Genomic DNA, 15,130 nt, shown 5'->3' on the forward strand with positions numbered 1-15,130 from the left:
GCTCGATGACTCTCCTTGAGCTGCGGTGATCGTCGAATGACGTTCAGTTGACATTCGATGGCGTACGAGAACCCTGGGGGCCGCTGCCGACCGTGATGGCCGGCCGCTGCCCGGCCGCGGAGACGGCGCGGCGCCGTGCTCATGCGGAGGCATATGCGGCGGGCGGGTTCGGTACAGCCTATCGAAGGAAGGTTCTGTGGCGACATAGGGCGCACAGGAGGCGCACGATGCGTGTCGTAAGCCCCCTATGCACCCCCCGTGGGGAACTCCCCCGGGCAAGCGCCGTCTTACGCCGGACCGTGTCGGGCGGTGCACCGGCGCTCGGTGCGACGCCGCAGGTCAGGCCAGGCCGAGGCGCTCCGCCGCGGCCGCCGAGTCGACGGGTACGGTGACCGGCTGAGGGGCACCGGCGACGGCCCAGTCGGGGTCCTTCAGCCCGTTGCCGGTGACGGTGCACACGATCCGCTGACCCGGGTCGACCTTGCCCTGCTCGGCGGCCTTCAGCAGACCGGCGACGGACGCGGCGGACGCCGGCTCGACGAAGACGCCCTCCTGCGAGGCCAACAGCCGGTAGGCGCGCAGGATCTCACGGTCCGTCACCTCGTCGATGGAGCCGCCCGACTCGTCCCGCGCGGCAAGCGCGTACTGCCAGGACGCCGGGTTGCCGATGCGGATGGCCGTGGCGATGGTCGAGGGGTCCTTGACGACCTCACCGCGCACGATCGGGGCGCTGCCGGAGGCCTGGAAGCCCCACATCCGCGGGGTCCGGGTCGCCACCTTGTCGGCGGCGTACTCCGTGTAGCCCTTCCAATAGGCCGTGATGTTGCCCGCGTTGCCGACGGGCAGGACGTGGATGTCGGGCGCGTCGCCGAGCATGTCCACGATCTCGAAGGCGGCCGTCTTCTGACCCTCGATACGCACCGGGTTGACCGAATTGACCAGCGCCACGGGGTAGTTGTCACTCAGGCCGCGCGCGAGCGTGAGGCAGTCGTCGAAGTTGCCGTCGACCTGGAGGATCTTCGCGCCGTGCACGAGGGCCTGGCCCATTTTGCCCAGCGCGATCTTGCCCTGCGGGACGAGCACGGCGCAGACCATCCCGGCCCGCACGGCGTACGCGGCGGCGGAGGCCGACGTGTTGCCCGTGGAGGCGCAGATGACGGCCTTCGCGCCCTCCTCCTTGGCCCGGGTGATGGCCATGGTCATGCCACGGTCCTTGAAGGACCCGGTCGGGTTCGCGCCCTCGACCTTGAGGTGGACCTCGCAGCCCGTGCGCTCGGAGAGCACCTGCGCGGGCACGAGGGGCGTGCCGCCCTCGCGGAGCGTCACGACCGGTGTGCTGTCGGATACCGGCAGCCGGTCCCGGTACTCCTCGATGATTCCGCGCCACTGGTGGGTCATTGCTGGTTACTCTCCTTCAACCCGCATGATGCTGGCGACACCACGCACGGTGTCGAGCTTGCGCAACGCCTCGACGGTCCCGGTGAGGGCGGCGTCGGACGCACGGTGCGTGACGACGACGAGGGAGGCCTCGCCGTCCTTCCCCGACTGGCGAACCGTATCGATCGAGACTCCGTGCTCGGCGAAGACGGTCGCGACCTGGGCGAGAACACCCGGTTTGTCAGCTACGTCGAGGCTGATGTGGTACCGCGTGACGACGTCACCCATCGGTGACACCGGCAGCGCGGCATAGGCGGACTCGCCCGGTCCGGTCGCGCCGCCGATCCGGTTGCGGCAGACGGCGACGAGGTCGCCGAGCACGGCGGAGGCGGTCGGGGAACCGCCCGCTCCGGGGCCGTAGAACATGAGCTGCCCGGCGGCGTCGGACTCGACGAACACGGCGTTGTAGGCGCCGCGGACGGAGGCCAGCGGGTGGCTCAGGGGGATCATGGCCGGGTGCACGCGCGCGGTGACGGACGCCCCGTCGCCGGCCCGCTCGCAGATGGCGAGCAGCTTGATGGTGCAGCCCATCTGCTTCGCGGAGGCGAAATCGGCCGCGGTCACCTCGGTCATGCCCTCGCGGTAGACGTCGTCGAGACGCACCCGGGTGTGGAAGGCGATGCCGGCGAGGATCGCGGCCTTGGCGGCGGCGTCGAAGCCCTCGACGTCGGCGGTCGGGTCCGCCTCCGCGTACCCCAGGGCGGTGGCCTCGTCGAGGGCCTCCTGGTAGCCGGCGCCGGTGGAGTCCATCTTGTCGAGGATGAAGTTCGTCGTGCCGTTGACGATGCCCATCACCCGGTTGATCTTGTCGCCGGCGAGGGACTCGCGCAGCGGCCGGACCAGCGGAATGGCGCCGGCGACGGCGGCCTCGTAGTAGAGGTCCTTGCCGTGCTGCTCGGCGGCCGCGTGCAGGGCCGCGCCGTCCTGGGCGAGCAGCGCCTTGTTGGCGGAGACGACGGACGCGCCGTGCTCGAAGGCGGTGGTGATGAGGGTCCGGGCGGGCTCGATGCCGCCGATGACCTCGACCACCACGTCGATGTCGCCGCGTTTGACCAGGGCGGTGGCGTCGGTGGTGACGAGCTCGGGGGCGATGCCCTCGCGCACCCGGTCGGGTCGCCGTACGGCCACGCCCGCGAGCTCCACCGGGGCCCCGATGCGGGCCGTGAGGTCGTCGGCGTGCGTCGTCATGATGCGCGCCACCTCTGAGCCGACCACTCCACAGCCCAGTAGCGCCACCTTCAGCGGACGCGTACGCATCATCCGACCTCGTTTCCTCTTTACCGTCTACGGTGGAACCAGTCTCACTCACCGGACGGGAGTTTCTGCCCCCGGTCCGGATCGTGAGATGTCTATTTCATTTTCGCGGAGGCGAAAGACAGGAGATCTTCCCGCCGCCCGCTCGCTTCGGCTTTCGGCCTTTGCCAGTCAGACGACTGCCGTTCAGCCGACGTCGAGACGCAGCAGGTCCTCCTCCGTCTCGCGGCGGACGATCACCCGGGCCTCACCGTCCTGAACGGTGACGACCGGCGGCCTCAGCACATGGTTGTAGTTGCTGGCCATGGAACGGCAGTAGGCACCCGTCGCCGGTACGGCGATGAGGTCACCCGGTGCCAGATCGGACGGCAGGAACGCGTCCCTGACCACGATGTCCCCGCTCTCGCAGTGCTTGCCGACGACGCGGGCGAGCATCGGCTCGGCGTCGGAGGTGCGGGAGACCAGCGCGACGGTGTACTCGGCGTCGTACAGCGCCGTGCGGATGTTGTCCGACATGCCGCCGTCGACGGAGACGTAGGTCCGCAGTCCGTCGAGGGGCTTGACGGTGCCGACCTCGTAGAGCGTGAGTGCGGTCGGGCCGACGATGGCGCGCCCCGGTTCGACGGAGATCCGCGGCGTGCGCAGCTTCGCGGCCTCACACTCCCTGGTGACGATCTCGGTGAGCGCCTTGGCGATCTCGTGCGGCTCGCGCGGGTCGTCGTCACTCGTGTACGCGATGCCCAGCCCGCCGCCGAGGTCGATCTCGGGCAGCTCGACGCCGTGCTCGTCGCGGATGTCCTTCAGCAGCCCGACCACCCGGTGCGCGGCGACCTCGAACCCGGACATGTCGAAGATCTGCGACCCGATGTGGCTGTGGATGCCGACCAGCTCCAGGCCGTCGAGCTGCAGCGCGCGCCGTACGGCCTCGGCGGCCTGCCCGCCGGCCAGCGGGATGCCGAACTTCTGGTCCTCGTGGGCCGTGGCGATGAACTCGTGGGTGTGGGCCTCGACGCCGACGGTGATGCGGATGAGGACCTTCTGCCGCTTGCCGAGACCCTGCGCGATGTGGGCGACGCGGACGATCTCCTGGAAGGAGTCGAGGATGATGTGCCCGACGCCGGCCTCGACCGCCCGGGTGATCTCGTCGACGGACTTGTTGTTGCCGTGGAAGGCGATGCGCTCGGCGGGCATGCCGGCGGACAGCGCGGTGGTCAGCTCGCCGCCCGAGCAGACGTCGACGTTCAGCCCCTCCTCCTCGAGCCAGCGCACGACGGCACGGGAGAGGAACGCCTTGCCGGCGTAGAAGACGTCGGCGTCGGCCCCGAAGGCGGTGCGCCAGGCACGCGCGCGGGCCCGGAAGTCGGCCTCGTCCAGGACGTAGGCGGGGGTGCCGAACTCCTCGGCGAGCCGGGTGACGGGGATGCCGCCGACGGTCACGACTCCGTCGGCGTCACGGGTCACGGTCTGGGCCCACACCTTGGGGTCCAGCGCGTTGAGGTCGGCGGGCGGGGCGGAGTAGTGCCCGTCGGGGAGGACATCCGCGTGACGGGGCCCGGCGGGGTGTGCGGAACGGCTCATGATGTGTTCGTGTCTCTCAGAGATGGTCGGGTGCGTCGATGCCGAGCAGGGACAGGCCGCCGGCCAGCACCGTCCCGGCGGCTTCGGCGAGCGCGAGCCGGGCGCGATGGGCGGCCGAGGGTTTCTCCTCGCCACGGGGCAGCACGGCGGCGAACAGCGGCAGCGCGGCATCGGCGACGGTGACGAGGTGCCGGGCCAGGCGGTCGGGGGTGTACTGCGTGGCGCTGGTGGCGAGGACGCGGGGGTGGTCGCCGAGTACGGCGGTCAACGCTTCCGCTGCGCTCACGGGACCCGGCTCGGGGTGGAAGCCGAGGTCGGCCGCGTTGCGCAGGAGGGCCCGGGTGCGGGCGTGTGCGTACCGGACGCGGAAGAGCGGGTTGCTCTCCCGCTGGACGAGGTGGTCGCCGGGGATCTTGGGGCGGTCATGGGCGGCGGGGTGCAGCAGGGCCCAGCGGGCGGCGTCCCGGCCGAGGGGCAGCGGGTCCAGGCGGGCGGGGGCGGGGTCGACGGTGACGGACCGGGTGGTCAGGACCCGCGGCCCCCGGGTGGTGATGTCCGCCCCGAGGACGGACTTCCACTCCGGAGCGGTCCGGCCGGTGCACGAGACACGGACGACGTCCCCCTGGCTGCGCGCCAGACGGGCGACGACGTCCGCGACCACGACGGCACGCACTTCTGCCCGGCAGTAGATCTTGAGGGTGGTCCCGCTGAACCCGCTCGTCGTGTGCCCATAGCGCCGCCCGCGCCGCAGGATCTCCTCGACCAGGCCACCGGAGGCGGTGCTGTGCAGGCTGACGTTGAGGAAGCCGGGCCCGGTGACCACGACGTCGGCGAACCGCTGCTCGTCGAGGAGCCGCGCGCGCAGGACCTCGGCCACGTCCCGCGGCGGCCGCCCTGCCGCGCGGGCCAGCTGGAGGGCGATGTTGCTGGCGTAGTCGCCACAGCCCCCGGGCCCCGGCGGAGCGACCACGGCCCGCTCCGGCACGGCCACGCTGAGCTCACCCTCGTCGACGGCACGGCGCACGGCGTGCAGCACGGTGCGGGAGAGCTCGGCGGGGGTCACGGGACAAGCGTATGGGAGGGAGGGGGTGGGTATGCGAGCCGGTTTTCCGTCCGGTCCGGGATGTGGACGCGGGTTTGAGTGGAGGGGGGAGGCTGGGAGGCGTTCTGCGTTGGTGGAGGGGTGCTGTTGGTTCAGGAGCCGGTGGATGCTGCCCTGTGGGCAGGACGCGCGCCGGCAGCACCCCTCTAGGCACACTCGCCTGGGCATTGCTTGCCTGGGCACGCCTACGGCACGGCGGGGAGATCCACTTCCCGCTCCTGGCCCCTCACCGGTTCCTCCACTGGGGCACCACCGCCGTCGGCGTCGGGCCCACCGCCGCGCTGCCGACCCCCGCCCCGGGCTCGCTCCATCAACTGGCGCACCACGCGGACCAGTTCGGCGGGCTCAAAGGGTTTGGCGAGGAAGGCGTCGACGCCCACTTCGAGTCCGGCCTCGATCTCGTGATGGCCGCAGGCGCTGACGATGGCGAGGGGCGTGTCCCGGGTCCGCGGGTCGGCCCGGAGGCGAGCGGCGGTCCGCAACCCGTCGAGCCGGGGCATGACGACGTCGAGGGTCACGACATCGGGCCGCACCTGATGCACGATATCGAGACACTCGGCACCATCAGCCGCGGTCACGACCTCCAGCCCCTCAAGCTCGAGGTTGACCCTGATCAACTGCCGGATGACCTTGTTGTCGTCCACAACAAGCACCCGACCCGACGCGCCTGGCACAACTCGAGAGTAGGTCGGCCCCGGCCATCGCGTCCGGGTTTTCCCCACTTCCACCCCGCACGAGCGACCCGCACCCCCCGCCCCGACAGCGGAAACCCGTTCATGACCACCCCGAGGGAGCTGGTAGTGTTCTACCCGTCGCCGCGAGCAACGCGACGAACACGCCCCCGTAGCTCAGGGGATAGAGCAACGGCCTCCGGAGCCGTGTGCGCAGGTTCGAATCCTGCCGGGGGCACCCTGTATTAGGTGCCCAAAGACCCCGTCATCAGCGGAAACGCTGAGTGCGGGGTCTTCGCGTATGTGCAGGCGTGTGCCGCTCGGAGCGGCTGTATGTCGGGTGCCGTGGACTATCCGTGGACTGGCTACGGGGTAGGAATCCGCAGGTCAGGCCCGAAAAACGCTGAGGCCCCCGGACCATAGTCCAGGGGCCATCATGCCGCAGGTGCGCGCGTCGGAGGTGTGTCGGGATCAGGTCCCGTCGCCGGGCTCGTCCTCCTGGCCGTCGTCCTCACCGAGCAGCTCGGCGATTCGACGGTTGGCGATGTCCTGGCGACCATCGAGGCACTTTGCGTACCGGCTTAGCAGCACTTCGACGCTGTTGCCCGCACGCTCCGCAACCTCGGTTGGGTCGACGCCGGCATTGAGCCAGGAGGAGAGCGCGGCGTGCCTCAGGTCGTACGGCCGAGCGGCCAGCGGCGAAGCCACCTGTTCCGGCGTGAGCGCCAAGTGCCGAGCCTCGTCCCAGACGCGCCAGTACGTAGTGGAGGCGACCACTCCCCCACGTTCGTTGGCGAACAGCCGCCCGTCCTCGGCGGTGCCGAACTCCTCGATGTGGGCGAGGAGCATGCGGACGAGACGAGGCGGGATAGGGACGATGCGCGTTTCGCTCGCGGGGCGATTCTTGAGGCCGCGGTTGTCGTGAACCTCCCCGGTCCCGGTCCAGCGCTTCCCAACGGTCGGGCGGGTCTTCTCCAGGATCAGCGAACCCCATCCGGTCTCCGGCAACGTGCAGTCCGGACGGCGCAGCGCCACAGCTTCCGCCGGCCGAAGCCCACCGAAGTACATGCAGGCGAAGAGCGCGACCATGCGCCGCCCACGGGCTCTGCGGTAGCCGCCGACGTAAGAGACGGCGGCCAGGAGTTCGCGTGCCTGCCGAGGGTTCACCACGACCCGGCGGTCGACTTCCTTGGTCACCTTCGGCGGCTTCCACTTCACGAGCGTGACCGGGTTCTCCGGGAGCTCCCCCAGTTCGACCGCGTACGCTAGGGCGTTGAAGAGGACCGCGCGCTTGCGCCGTACCGTCTCGGCGGCTGCTGGAGCGCCGGACAGCTTGAGCTTGAGCGAGTCGAGGACGCGGCGGATGTCTGCCGGATTCTTGAGCGTCGCCAACGGCAGCGAGGCCTTGGCCACCCAGCGAAGAGCGTTCGCGATGTCGACCGGCGGAGCTTCCTCGTCCGAGGCTTGGACGACGAAGGCCCAGCCCCGCAACGCACGGCGCAAGACGTCGTCAGCCGGACGCCCAAGCCGATCACCCAGCAGCTGAGTCGTGACGAGCGTCATCGTCTCGTTCAAGCTGTCGCGGGAGTTCGGAGCCGCGTGCGGCCACTTCATAGCGACGTACGCCCGCGCAAAGTCGTACCAGGTGCGAGACGCTTTAGCGGGTGCCATGGAGTCCGGCAGACCGGTTTCCGTGTCGAATGCCTCGCCCTTCTGCGCAGCTCGAAGGAGCTTGGCCCGGAAGTTGTCGGCGAGTGCCTTCGTCCGAAAGGTCTCAGAGAACGGCGGGGCATCGCCGACCTTCCATCGCACGTCATACGACGGCGTCTTGTACGGCCGCTTGCGGATGCCCCACACCCGCACGTCATGCAACTTCACGCCGCCTCCGCGAGCCCGTGGAGCCACGCGTCGAAGTCGCTGCGCCAGACGCGGAGCTCACCATTCGGAAGCTTGATCGCTTCCGGAGCCTGCCCCAGCTCGCGCCAGCGGTAGAAGGTTCGCCGGGACACTCCGCCGAGCTCGGCGAGGATCTGCGGGACAGTCATCAGCTCGTCTCGCCGACGGTCCATGTCGGCTCTCCTTCCGTTCCGGGGGCGGGTTCGAGAGATGCGGCCAGCCAGGCTTCGGCGTCGGACAGACCGGTACCGGCGAAGACCCAGTGCGCGAGGACGTACGTCGTCTCGGGCTCGGGGCCGTTGGCTGCCGCGGCTTGGGCGCGGCGCCATTCGGCGCGGGCGTCGCGGAGGGCGCCGAGGGTGGTGGAGTAGCGGCGGGACTTGGTGGAGAAGTGGCCGCGGAAGCCGAGCATGTGAGCCCAGGCGCGCAGACGGAGGTGTTCGAGGTCCTTGCGGGCACCGAGGAACCAGGCGGTGCGGATCAGGCGGCGGGCGTGGTCGCTGATGTCGAGCTGGGCGAGTTCGGCGGCGAACTTGAGTGGGCGGTCGAGAGCTCCTGTCGCGGTCTCGGCGCCCTTGGTGGCGTACTTGGCGATGTAGGCGGCGACGGCTCGTTCGGTGAGCTCCTGGCCGTCGTTGAAGTCGGCGGAGCGGATTGTGCGGACGTCGAGTTGGCGGCCGAAGGTGAAGGTGTGGGTGCGGCCGTCGATGGTCGGGCCGTCCACTCGGACCTTGGCGGCCGCAGCACGGATGGCGTCCGTGAGCAGCTCGGCGGTTGCCCAGGCCGGAGGCGGAGTGTCGCCGCCGCTGGGGCCGTCGATGCGAATGACCGCGTGGAAGTGGACCGCGCCGCGCTTCTGGTACTCGGCGACCTTGGCGAAGCTCACCCGGGTGTGCTCGCGAAAGCGCCGCTGGGAGAGGCCGGCGCGCTTGGCCACCTCCCGGCGCACGTAGGTGGAGAAGCGCCGCCAGAGGGGACCGGCGTGGGCGTTCCAGAGCACGGCGGCTTCGTAGTCGTAGGTGTCCGGGTCGAGCGCGGTGCCGAGTACGTCGTCGTCCTGGTCGTGGTGGGTGCCGCAGCGGCAGGGTCGCCCGCTGGAAGGGCGGTTGTGGACCGGACCGAAGCTCGGCGCGGTAAAGGTGGCGAACACGCGCGGGTGGGCGGCTACGTGCTCGGGGGTGCCCTTACCGCCGCGCAGGCCGGAGGTGATCAGGTGGAAGGTGTCGCGACGGTAGACCTCGGCGCAGGCCGCGCAGCGGGTCGTGCGGCGGTTGTTGCAGCGGACGAGGAGCTGTCCGGCCGGGAGGCTGGACGAGTCGAGGCGGTGGAGAACGTTGCCGATCTCGCCGGTCGTGGTGTCGACGTCGTACTCGATGCGGTGGCCGTCGAGGCGGATCGGGTGAGTGCAGCCGCCGAGTCCGGAGAGTTGGCGGAGGATACCCGGCAGCGTGCCCTGCGCGGCCAGGTTCGCGAGTTCCGGGAGAGGTGCCGGAGTGGCGCGGGTGAAGATGGCGATTCCCCTTCTAACTGGCGCGGTCGGGAGGAAAGGCCCCGGGGCGGCGAAATGCTTGGTCGTGTGCCGCCGCCCCGGAGGCCAGCGCGGTTCAGCGGCGGTGGTGGTCGCGGAGCATGGAGCGCAGGACGACGGCGGCCACGGCAACGGAGATGGCCGTGACGGCGACGGCCGCCAAGAGCGCGGTGAGGACGACCCCGCCGACGACCAGGGCCACGACGGTCTTCTGATCGATGGAGACCGACGGGAGCGAACGCCGGACGGGTGACGGCTCGGTCGGGGTGTGCGCGGGCGGCGGGGTCGGGCTGTCGGGGTACTTCGGGAGGAACACGGGCCTGGTCTCCTTATCTACTCGTCTAGGCGTGTGAGCCGTTTATGACGGTCACGCCGGAGCGGGTGCCGGACTCGATGGCGGGTGCGAGGAAGGTGCGGGAGAGCCAGAAGCCGAACAGGGCGATCAGGACGACGATCCAGACGCGGACGCCGAGGAACCTCACTGCTCCCCAAGCGAAGAAGCCGAGGACGACGACAAGCGGCAGGCTGACGGTCACGGGCGAGGGTCCTTTCAGCGCACAGGGCAGCGGTGGGTGCGGGCGGCGAGCTCAGCGGCCGGGCGGCCGTCGTAGTCGGTGGAGAAGCCGCAGCGAGGCGCAGTGCAGGCGGCGGTGTGCTTCTCCTGGCCCCGGCCGTCGTAGTACGTGCCGACCCGGACGGGGCCGATGCGGACGACGTTGCGGAAGCGGCGGTTGGCGGTCACGAGGTCTCCTTCAGAGGTGGGGGGCGATTGCTTCGGCCATGGGTGCGGGGACTCCGAGGCGGGCTCGGAGGGTCGGGGTGTCGATGGGTGTTCCGGTGCGGGTGTGGTGCTCGGCGGCGACCTTGCGGGCGTGGGCGACCAGGGCGGCCGGTACGGGCAAGGCGGGACGCTCGGGCGGCTCCTGCTCGTCGGCCGAGTGGGGCGGGGCTTGTTCGGCCGCCGGGTGTGCAGGCGACTCGGGACGTGGTCCTGCTGCCTCCACGCGGTCGTGGACCTCGTTGTCCTCGTCGGGGTCGGCGGCCTGGTCGAAGGTTGTCGGTGCGGAATGCGCGAGGAGCGTGCCGCCGAGGAAGGCAACTGCGGGCCAGCCCGCGACGACGATGCGCAGCCAGGCCGGGACGTGGTTCATGTCGAGGAGGCCGGCGGTGGCGACGTTGGCTCCGAGTGAGGCGGCGAGCGCGATGACGAACCAGCACCACCCGGCCGCTTTGGCTTCCCCGGACCGCAGTCGGCGCCAGGCGGCGACGAGCAGCAGGTCGACGCTGATCGGGTAGGCCCAGGCTTTCCATCCGTCCTGCCCGGCCGCCGAGGCGATGTCGTGCAGGTGGGCGAAGGACAGCGCTGCGGCGATGACGGCTTGGATGAGCACCGCGTCAACGCGGGCCAGTTGGGCGCGCATGATGCGGCTCCTTCCGGATTCAGGCATGCGGGGGGTAGGGACTTGGCGTAAGACGGTCACGCCGACCGGGGTTGGTGAGGAGGTCAGCCGGTTGCCGGGCGAGGTTCGATGACCGGGGCCGGGGATTCAACCGGCCGTACCGTCACCTCGGGCTGGAAGGGCTTGAGTACGGGCAGGTCCGGCACTTGGTGCGCGTATTCGCGGCAGGTCTCGGCGGCGTCTCCGAGGGACAGGTACGGCGTCCGGATGCGTGACCAGCCGCCGGAGGTGTCACCTGCTACGGCGAGGCCGGGCCGTTCGGGGGCGATGGCGCATGCGGCCATGACCGCTTCGGGTGCGATGTCGCCGAGCGCCATCTTCGCGGAGGCTTCGTCGTTGACGCGGTGGCAGACGCGGCCGGTCAGCTGGGCTCGCAGCATGGTGGCGCCCTTGCCCAGCTCGGCGCCGAAGCGTTGCCCGCAGACCTCCAGGTAGATGCCGGCCGCGCGGCCGAGTTGGGCGAGTCGGATGAGCTGGGTGACCATCTCGTCGCGCCGTTCCTCGTCCTTCCTGGTGGCGACGAGGAAGAGTTCGGCGACCTCGTCCACGAACAGCACAAGCGGGACGGGGCGTTCGGACTCGGTCAGTCCCCAGATGTCGGAGGTGATTTCCTCGGCCGGGGTGTTCGGGGCGATGCCTTGCCAGGCCTTGATCAGGTCGTATCGGTCCTCCATTTCCTTCACGAGCACGGGCAGCAACTCGGCAGCCTGCTCGGGATCGGTCGCCAGCGCGGAGAGGCGGGAGGCGAACGGCGCCAGCTCCACACCGCGCTTGCAGTCGATCCCGACCAGGGCGACCGGCTGAGGGGCAAGTCCGGCGATCAGGTGTCGCAGGTACATGGACTTGCCTGACAGCGTTGCGCCGAGGGTGAGTTGGTGGGGCACGGTCCGGTAGTCGCGTATGAACGGCATGGCGTCCTCCCGCAGGGCCACGGGCACCTGAAGGAACTTGGCGTCCACCTTGCGGGGCATCCGCACTTGCCGCAGCACGTCGAAGCCGACCAGCCGCAGCTCAACCACGCCAGGCTTGACGGTGGTCACGTACACGGCGTGAACGCCCCAGGCGTGCCGCAGCCGTTCCGCCGAGGCGGCGACATCAGCCGGTTCCTGTCCCGGAGCGAGCCGGAGACGGAGCCGCAGCCCGGTCGAGGTGGGGCGGATGATGCCCCGACGAGGCGGTACGGGACGAACTTCACGGCGAGTGGTGGCCTTGACCGCCAACATCCGCAGCCGGGACGGAGCCACGGTCAGGCCGCAGGCCTCCATGACCGAGCCGTAGGAGCTGAGGAGCCGGGCCGTGGATATCGGCAGGCCGACCGTGGACCAGTACACCCCGGGATGCTTGGCCCGGGCGTAGGCGGCCCCGCCGCCGAGTGCGGCGACAGGACCACCCACCTCCAGGAGTGTCGTCAGGTCGGTCATCAGGCAGCGGCCCCGGTGGAGGCCGGGAACGCGGCCGGTGTCACGGCGGCGGCGCGGTAGGCGATGCCGTGGCGCTGCTGGCCGTTGAAGACGCTCTCCCACGGCCGGGCCACCAGACCCGGAAGCGAGACCGGAGCCCCGAGCGTGAGCCCATCTGACACTCCGCTTTCCGGAACGGTGACCTTGATCAGTGACGACTCGCCGTCTTCCAGGTAGACGACGCCGAGCGTCATCAGGGCCTCGCCGCTGGTGGCGTCCTTGGCGATCTCGCCGGTCTGCCGGTCGCGGACCTTGGGCTCGGGCGCCTCGGTCAGCAGGATCGTCGCGGCGGAGGTCTCTACACGGATGGTGCGCAAGACTTCTTCCCATCTACTCGTCTATACAAGATGCGGCGTTCGAACCCGATCTCCGGGAACGGCAACCACCTTGCCACACAACTTGCCCACTCGTCTATACGAGTAAGCGTGTTGGGGTGTACGAGTTCGGAGAAGCTTCCCCGCGCACCACCACCGGTCAGGCGCTCACGTCGCCGGGAGCTGGTACGACAGGACGTACGCGTCGGCCGCCATGACCGTGTCGCAGACCTCCACGGCCCGCCCCTCCTGGTCGAACGCGGTACGGATCAGGTGAATGACCGGCACACCGGAGGCCAGCCGCAGCGTGCGGACCTCATCGGGCGAGGGCATCCGGGCACGGATCTCTTCCTCGAAGTGGTCAAGGCGGTGCCCCAGCTCCTCAAGCCGGGCGTAGATGCCACCGGGCCCAGGGTTGGGCTCGGCGATCGGTGTGCCCCGTGCGATGTCGAGCGGCAGATACGAGGTGGCGAACTCCACCGGCCGCCCGTCCAGCAGATACCGGCGACGCCGGGCGAGCACTCGCCGCACGGACCCCAGCCGGGTGGAGACGTCCTGGCTGGCCTTCTCTTCCTTGACCTCCAGGCTGTCCACCTGCGGGTGACTGCCGGCGGCGTCGGCCTCGACGATGAACGCGGACTTCCCCTGCTCTCGGTGGCGCCGGGCGAACCGGTCGGAGGCGAGCCGCCGTACAGGCGGTCGTGGTCGTACGAAGACGCCCTTGCCGTGCTCGGCGTGCACCAGGCCCTCGCCCTGGAGAACAGAGAAGGAGTTTCGAACCGTCATACGGGAAACCCCGTAATGCTCGACTAGTTCGGCCTCGGAGGGCAGCTTTTCGCCCTCCTTGAATCGCCCACGGTCGATGGCCTCGCGCAGCTGGTCGGCGATCTGCCGGAAGACCGCACGATCGCTCGTGGGGTCGAGATCGCCGAGGAGGCCGGAGGAAAGAGAGGGCACGTGTACTCCTTTAGGTATCTAGACGAGTGGGCGAGCTTTGTTGCTACGGTGGAGAGCCTAGCCATCCGAGAGGGCAGAGGAACGTGAGCACCGAACGTCCGCACTCCGTGAGCGTCGCCGGAGTCATCGTCGACGACCAGGACCGCGCCCTCTTGATCAAACGCCGCGACAACGGCCACTGGGAACCCCCGGGCGGAGTCCTCGAACGCGACGAGACCATTCCCGAGGCCCTCCAGCGCGAAGTTCTCGAAGAGACCGGCATCAAGATCACGCTTCCCGCGACCCTGACCGGGATCTACAAGAACATGAAGGGCTTGATCGTCTCTATGGTCTTCCGCTGTGAGGCCGCCGACGGCACGCCCACCACCGGGGACGAGACCCGCGCACTGCGCTGGGCCACCCGTGAAGAGGTCATCGAACTCGCCGACGAGGCATACGCGATCCGCGTCCTGGACGCACTCGACGCGGTGTCCCCGCCGGCCGTCCGCGCCCACGACGGCGTGAAACTCGTCTAGCCCGAACCCGCTGCACATGGCGGCCTACCAGCACGAAGGAACTTGTATGCACGAGTATACGAGCACCGCCCGGGTCTGGGGACTCACTTGCCCAGGTTTTCCGGAAGAGGTCAGCCGTGCACGTCGCTGGACGCGGGACATCCTGCGGGGATCTCCCCTGGCCGACGACGCCGAACTGATCGTGAGCGAGCTGAGCGCGAACGCGATCCTCCACACGGCAAGCGGCGGGGAAGGCAGCTTCCACCTGACCCTCGCGGTCTCACCCAAGGTGGTCGCCCTGTCGGTCACCGACGAGGGAGGGATGGGCACGGCCCCGAAGGTCGAGCGGCCGAGTGAGGACGCGGTACACGGCCGCGGCTTGGGCATGGTCAGCGTCATCGCACACCGGGTCGTCGTCCACGGCAGCCACAGCGGCTACACCGTCACCGCGGAACTCTTCACGGACGCCCAGCCGGGAGGACACCCGTGCTGATGGACAAGCCCCAGCGCGGCTTCTGGTGCGAGTGCTGGACGCAAGACGTCAACGACGAGACGGGGTGGCCAGCACTCCGGGCATCATTCGACGCCTACTCGGCACCGCAGGCTGACAGATGGGTAGCGGTCGCCCTGCGCACCATCTCACCAGCACTCGACCCGGACGCCTCCGACGAGGCCTGGGCCTGGCTCTACGACGGCCGCATCGACACGCGACGAGCCCTCTTACGCATGGAGCCCAGCACGGTCTCTCTGACCCACGCCAACACCCGCATCACATGGACGATCCGACCAGTGGGTTTCCTACCGCTGCTCCACCGCCAAGGCATCGAACTTCCAGCCTGCGCATACGACTTCACGCCCCACACCAGAGACTGAGTTACAACTTTCTCTACTGGTTCAAGGCGGTTCGCTTCGCTCCCCGCGCGCGGCCCGGCCCCCGGCCGGGCCTGCGCTCCTGTCTCCGCCCCGCTCCAGCCCGGCC

Annotated in this window: 18 protein-coding genes and 1 tRNA gene; 4 read left to right on the forward strand and 15 right to left on the reverse strand. The window is 69.8% G+C overall.

The window, feature by feature from the left end; translation table 11 throughout:
- Positions 1-339 precede the first annotated feature (339 nt).
- The 5 genes from thrC to AB0B29_RS32655 all read right to left on the reverse strand — a co-directional run bounded on the left by thrC (position 340) and on the right by AB0B29_RS32655 (position 6,093).
- Complete coding sequence (thrC, locus tag AB0B29_RS32635; protein ID WP_362245475.1) at positions 340-1,398, reverse strand: threonine synthase; 1,059 nt, start codon at positions 1,396-1,398, stop codon at positions 340-342.
- Positions 1,399-1,404: 6 nt separating this feature from the next.
- Positions 1,405-2,697 carry a homoserine dehydrogenase gene (locus AB0B29_RS32640; RefSeq protein WP_362245477.1) on the reverse strand — a complete coding sequence of 431 codons (1,293 nt, stop codon included), beginning with the start codon at positions 2,695-2,697 and terminating at the stop codon, positions 1,405-1,407.
- Positions 2,698-2,877: 180 nt separating this feature from the next.
- Positions 2,878-4,269, reverse strand: a complete 1,392-nt coding sequence (gene lysA, locus AB0B29_RS32645; RefSeq protein WP_362245479.1) for a diaminopimelate decarboxylase — start codon at positions 4,267-4,269, stop codon at positions 2,878-2,880.
- A 16-nt stretch (positions 4,270-4,285) separates the two neighbouring features.
- Positions 4,286-5,332, reverse strand: coding sequence for an ArgS-related anticodon-binding protein NrtL (nrtL, locus tag AB0B29_RS32650; RefSeq protein ID WP_362245481.1), 1,047 nt, complete (start codon positions 5,330-5,332; stop codon positions 4,286-4,288).
- 224 nt (positions 5,333-5,556) lie between these two features.
- The gene (locus AB0B29_RS32655) at positions 5,557-6,093 is read right to left on the reverse strand and encodes a response regulator (protein ID WP_362245483.1); all 537 of its coding nucleotides are present in this window, start codon (positions 6,091-6,093) and stop codon (positions 5,557-5,559) included.
- Positions 6,094-6,208: 115 nt separating this feature from the next.
- Here AB0B29_RS32655 and AB0B29_RS32660 point away from each other — a divergent pair.
- A tRNA-Arg gene (locus AB0B29_RS32660) sits at positions 6,209-6,280 on the forward strand.
- A gap of 233 nt (positions 6,281-6,513) precedes the next feature.
- Here the strand turns inward: AB0B29_RS32660 and AB0B29_RS32665 are convergent.
- The 10 genes from AB0B29_RS32665 to AB0B29_RS32710 form a co-directional block, all read right to left on the reverse strand.
- Positions 6,514-7,920 carry a tyrosine-type recombinase/integrase gene (locus AB0B29_RS32665; RefSeq protein ID WP_362245485.1) on the reverse strand — a complete coding sequence of 469 codons (1,407 nt, stop codon included), beginning with the start codon at positions 7,918-7,920 and terminating at the stop codon, positions 6,514-6,516.
- The gene (locus AB0B29_RS32670) at positions 7,917-8,111 is read right to left on the reverse strand and encodes a helix-turn-helix transcriptional regulator (RefSeq protein WP_033314625.1); all 195 of its coding nucleotides are present in this window, start codon (positions 8,109-8,111) and stop codon (positions 7,917-7,919) included. The genes AB0B29_RS32665 and AB0B29_RS32670 overlap by 4 nt, the downstream gene beginning before the upstream one ends.
- A complete protein-coding gene (locus tag AB0B29_RS32675) occupies positions 8,087-9,403 on the reverse strand; it encodes a replication initiator (RefSeq protein ID WP_362245664.1) in 1,317 nt (438 codons plus the stop codon). The genes AB0B29_RS32670 and AB0B29_RS32675 overlap by 25 nt, the downstream gene beginning before the upstream one ends.
- A gap of 139 nt (positions 9,404-9,542) precedes the next feature.
- Positions 9,543-9,782: a SpdD protein gene (locus AB0B29_RS32680; protein ID WP_362245487.1), complete on the reverse strand. Its 240-nt coding sequence runs from the start codon at positions 9,780-9,782 to the stop codon at positions 9,543-9,545.
- A gap of 25 nt (positions 9,783-9,807) precedes the next feature.
- Positions 9,808-10,002 carry a hypothetical protein gene (locus AB0B29_RS32685; RefSeq protein ID WP_102910781.1) on the reverse strand — a complete coding sequence of 65 codons (195 nt, stop codon included), beginning with the start codon at positions 10,000-10,002 and terminating at the stop codon, positions 9,808-9,810.
- 14 nt (positions 10,003-10,016) lie between these two features.
- The gene (locus AB0B29_RS32690) at positions 10,017-10,208 is read right to left on the reverse strand and encodes a mobile element transfer protein (protein ID WP_362245489.1); all 192 of its coding nucleotides are present in this window, start codon (positions 10,206-10,208) and stop codon (positions 10,017-10,019) included.
- 10 nt (positions 10,209-10,218) lie between these two features.
- The gene (locus AB0B29_RS32695) at positions 10,219-10,887 is read right to left on the reverse strand and encodes a DUF2637 domain-containing protein (protein ID WP_362245491.1); all 669 of its coding nucleotides are present in this window, start codon (positions 10,885-10,887) and stop codon (positions 10,219-10,221) included.
- Positions 10,888-10,970: 83 nt separating this feature from the next.
- A complete protein-coding gene (locus AB0B29_RS32700; protein WP_362245493.1) occupies positions 10,971-12,347 on the reverse strand; it encodes an FtsK/SpoIIIE domain-containing protein in 1,377 nt (458 codons plus the stop codon).
- Positions 12,347-12,703, reverse strand: a complete 357-nt coding sequence (locus AB0B29_RS32705) for an SCO3933 family regulatory protein (protein ID WP_362245495.1) — start codon at positions 12,701-12,703, stop codon at positions 12,347-12,349. The genes AB0B29_RS32700 and AB0B29_RS32705 overlap by 1 nt, the downstream gene beginning before the upstream one ends.
- Before the next feature lie 165 nt (positions 12,704-12,868).
- Positions 12,869-13,657: a GntR family transcriptional regulator gene (locus AB0B29_RS32710; RefSeq protein WP_020274970.1), complete on the reverse strand. Its 789-nt coding sequence runs from the start codon at positions 13,655-13,657 to the stop codon at positions 12,869-12,871.
- A 107-nt stretch (positions 13,658-13,764) separates the two neighbouring features.
- On the opposite strand from AB0B29_RS32710, the gene AB0B29_RS32715 reads away from it, so the two are divergent.
- The 3 genes from AB0B29_RS32715 to AB0B29_RS32725 are packed head-to-tail and all read left to right on the forward strand — an operon-like array spanning position 13,765 to position 15,024.
- Positions 13,765-14,172, forward strand: coding sequence for an NUDIX hydrolase (locus AB0B29_RS32715; protein WP_362245666.1), 408 nt, complete (start codon positions 13,765-13,767; stop codon positions 14,170-14,172).
- Positions 14,173-14,218: 46 nt separating this feature from the next.
- The gene (locus tag AB0B29_RS32720) at positions 14,219-14,644 is read left to right on the forward strand and encodes an ATP-binding protein (protein WP_362245497.1); all 426 of its coding nucleotides are present in this window, start codon (positions 14,219-14,221) and stop codon (positions 14,642-14,644) included.
- Complete coding sequence (locus tag AB0B29_RS32725; protein WP_362245668.1) at positions 14,644-15,024, forward strand: hypothetical protein; 381 nt, start codon at positions 14,644-14,646, stop codon at positions 15,022-15,024. Before AB0B29_RS32720 ends, AB0B29_RS32725 begins: the two co-directional genes overlap by 1 nt.
- The last annotated feature ends 106 nt before the right edge of the window (positions 15,025-15,130 follow it).

The organism is Streptomyces tibetensis, from assembly GCF_040647715.1.
Lineage (GTDB): Bacteria > Actinomycetota > Actinomycetes > Streptomycetales > Streptomycetaceae > Streptomyces > Streptomyces tibetensis_A.

Excerpts from the sequence above, each read along its gene's own strand:
- AB0B29_RS32700 (WP_362245493.1), bottom strand. The coding sequence starts at position 12,347 with ATGACCGACCTGACGACACTCCTGGAGGTGGGTGGTCCTGTCGCCGCA.
- AB0B29_RS32720 (WP_362245497.1), top strand. The coding sequence starts at position 14,219 with ATGCACGAGTATACGAGCACCGCCCGGGTCTGGGGACTCACTTGCCCA.
- AB0B29_RS32670 (WP_033314625.1), bottom strand. The coding sequence starts at position 8,111 with ATGGACCGTCGGCGAGACGAGCTGATGACTGTCCCGCAGATCCTCGCC.
- lysA (WP_362245479.1), bottom strand. The coding sequence starts at position 4,269 with ATGAGCCGTTCCGCACACCCCGCCGGGCCCCGTCACGCGGATGTCCTC.
- AB0B29_RS32725 (WP_362245668.1), top strand. The coding sequence starts at position 14,644 with ATGGACAAGCCCCAGCGCGGCTTCTGGTGCGAGTGCTGGACGCAAGAC.
- AB0B29_RS32640 (WP_362245477.1), bottom strand. The coding sequence starts at position 2,697 with ATGATGCGTACGCGTCCGCTGAAGGTGGCGCTACTGGGCTGTGGAGTG.
- thrC (WP_362245475.1), bottom strand. The coding sequence starts at position 1,398 with ATGACCCACCAGTGGCGCGGAATCATCGAGGAGTACCGGGACCGGCTG.
- AB0B29_RS32695 (WP_362245491.1), bottom strand. The coding sequence starts at position 10,887 with ATGCGCGCCCAACTGGCCCGCGTTGACGCGGTGCTCATCCAAGCCGTC.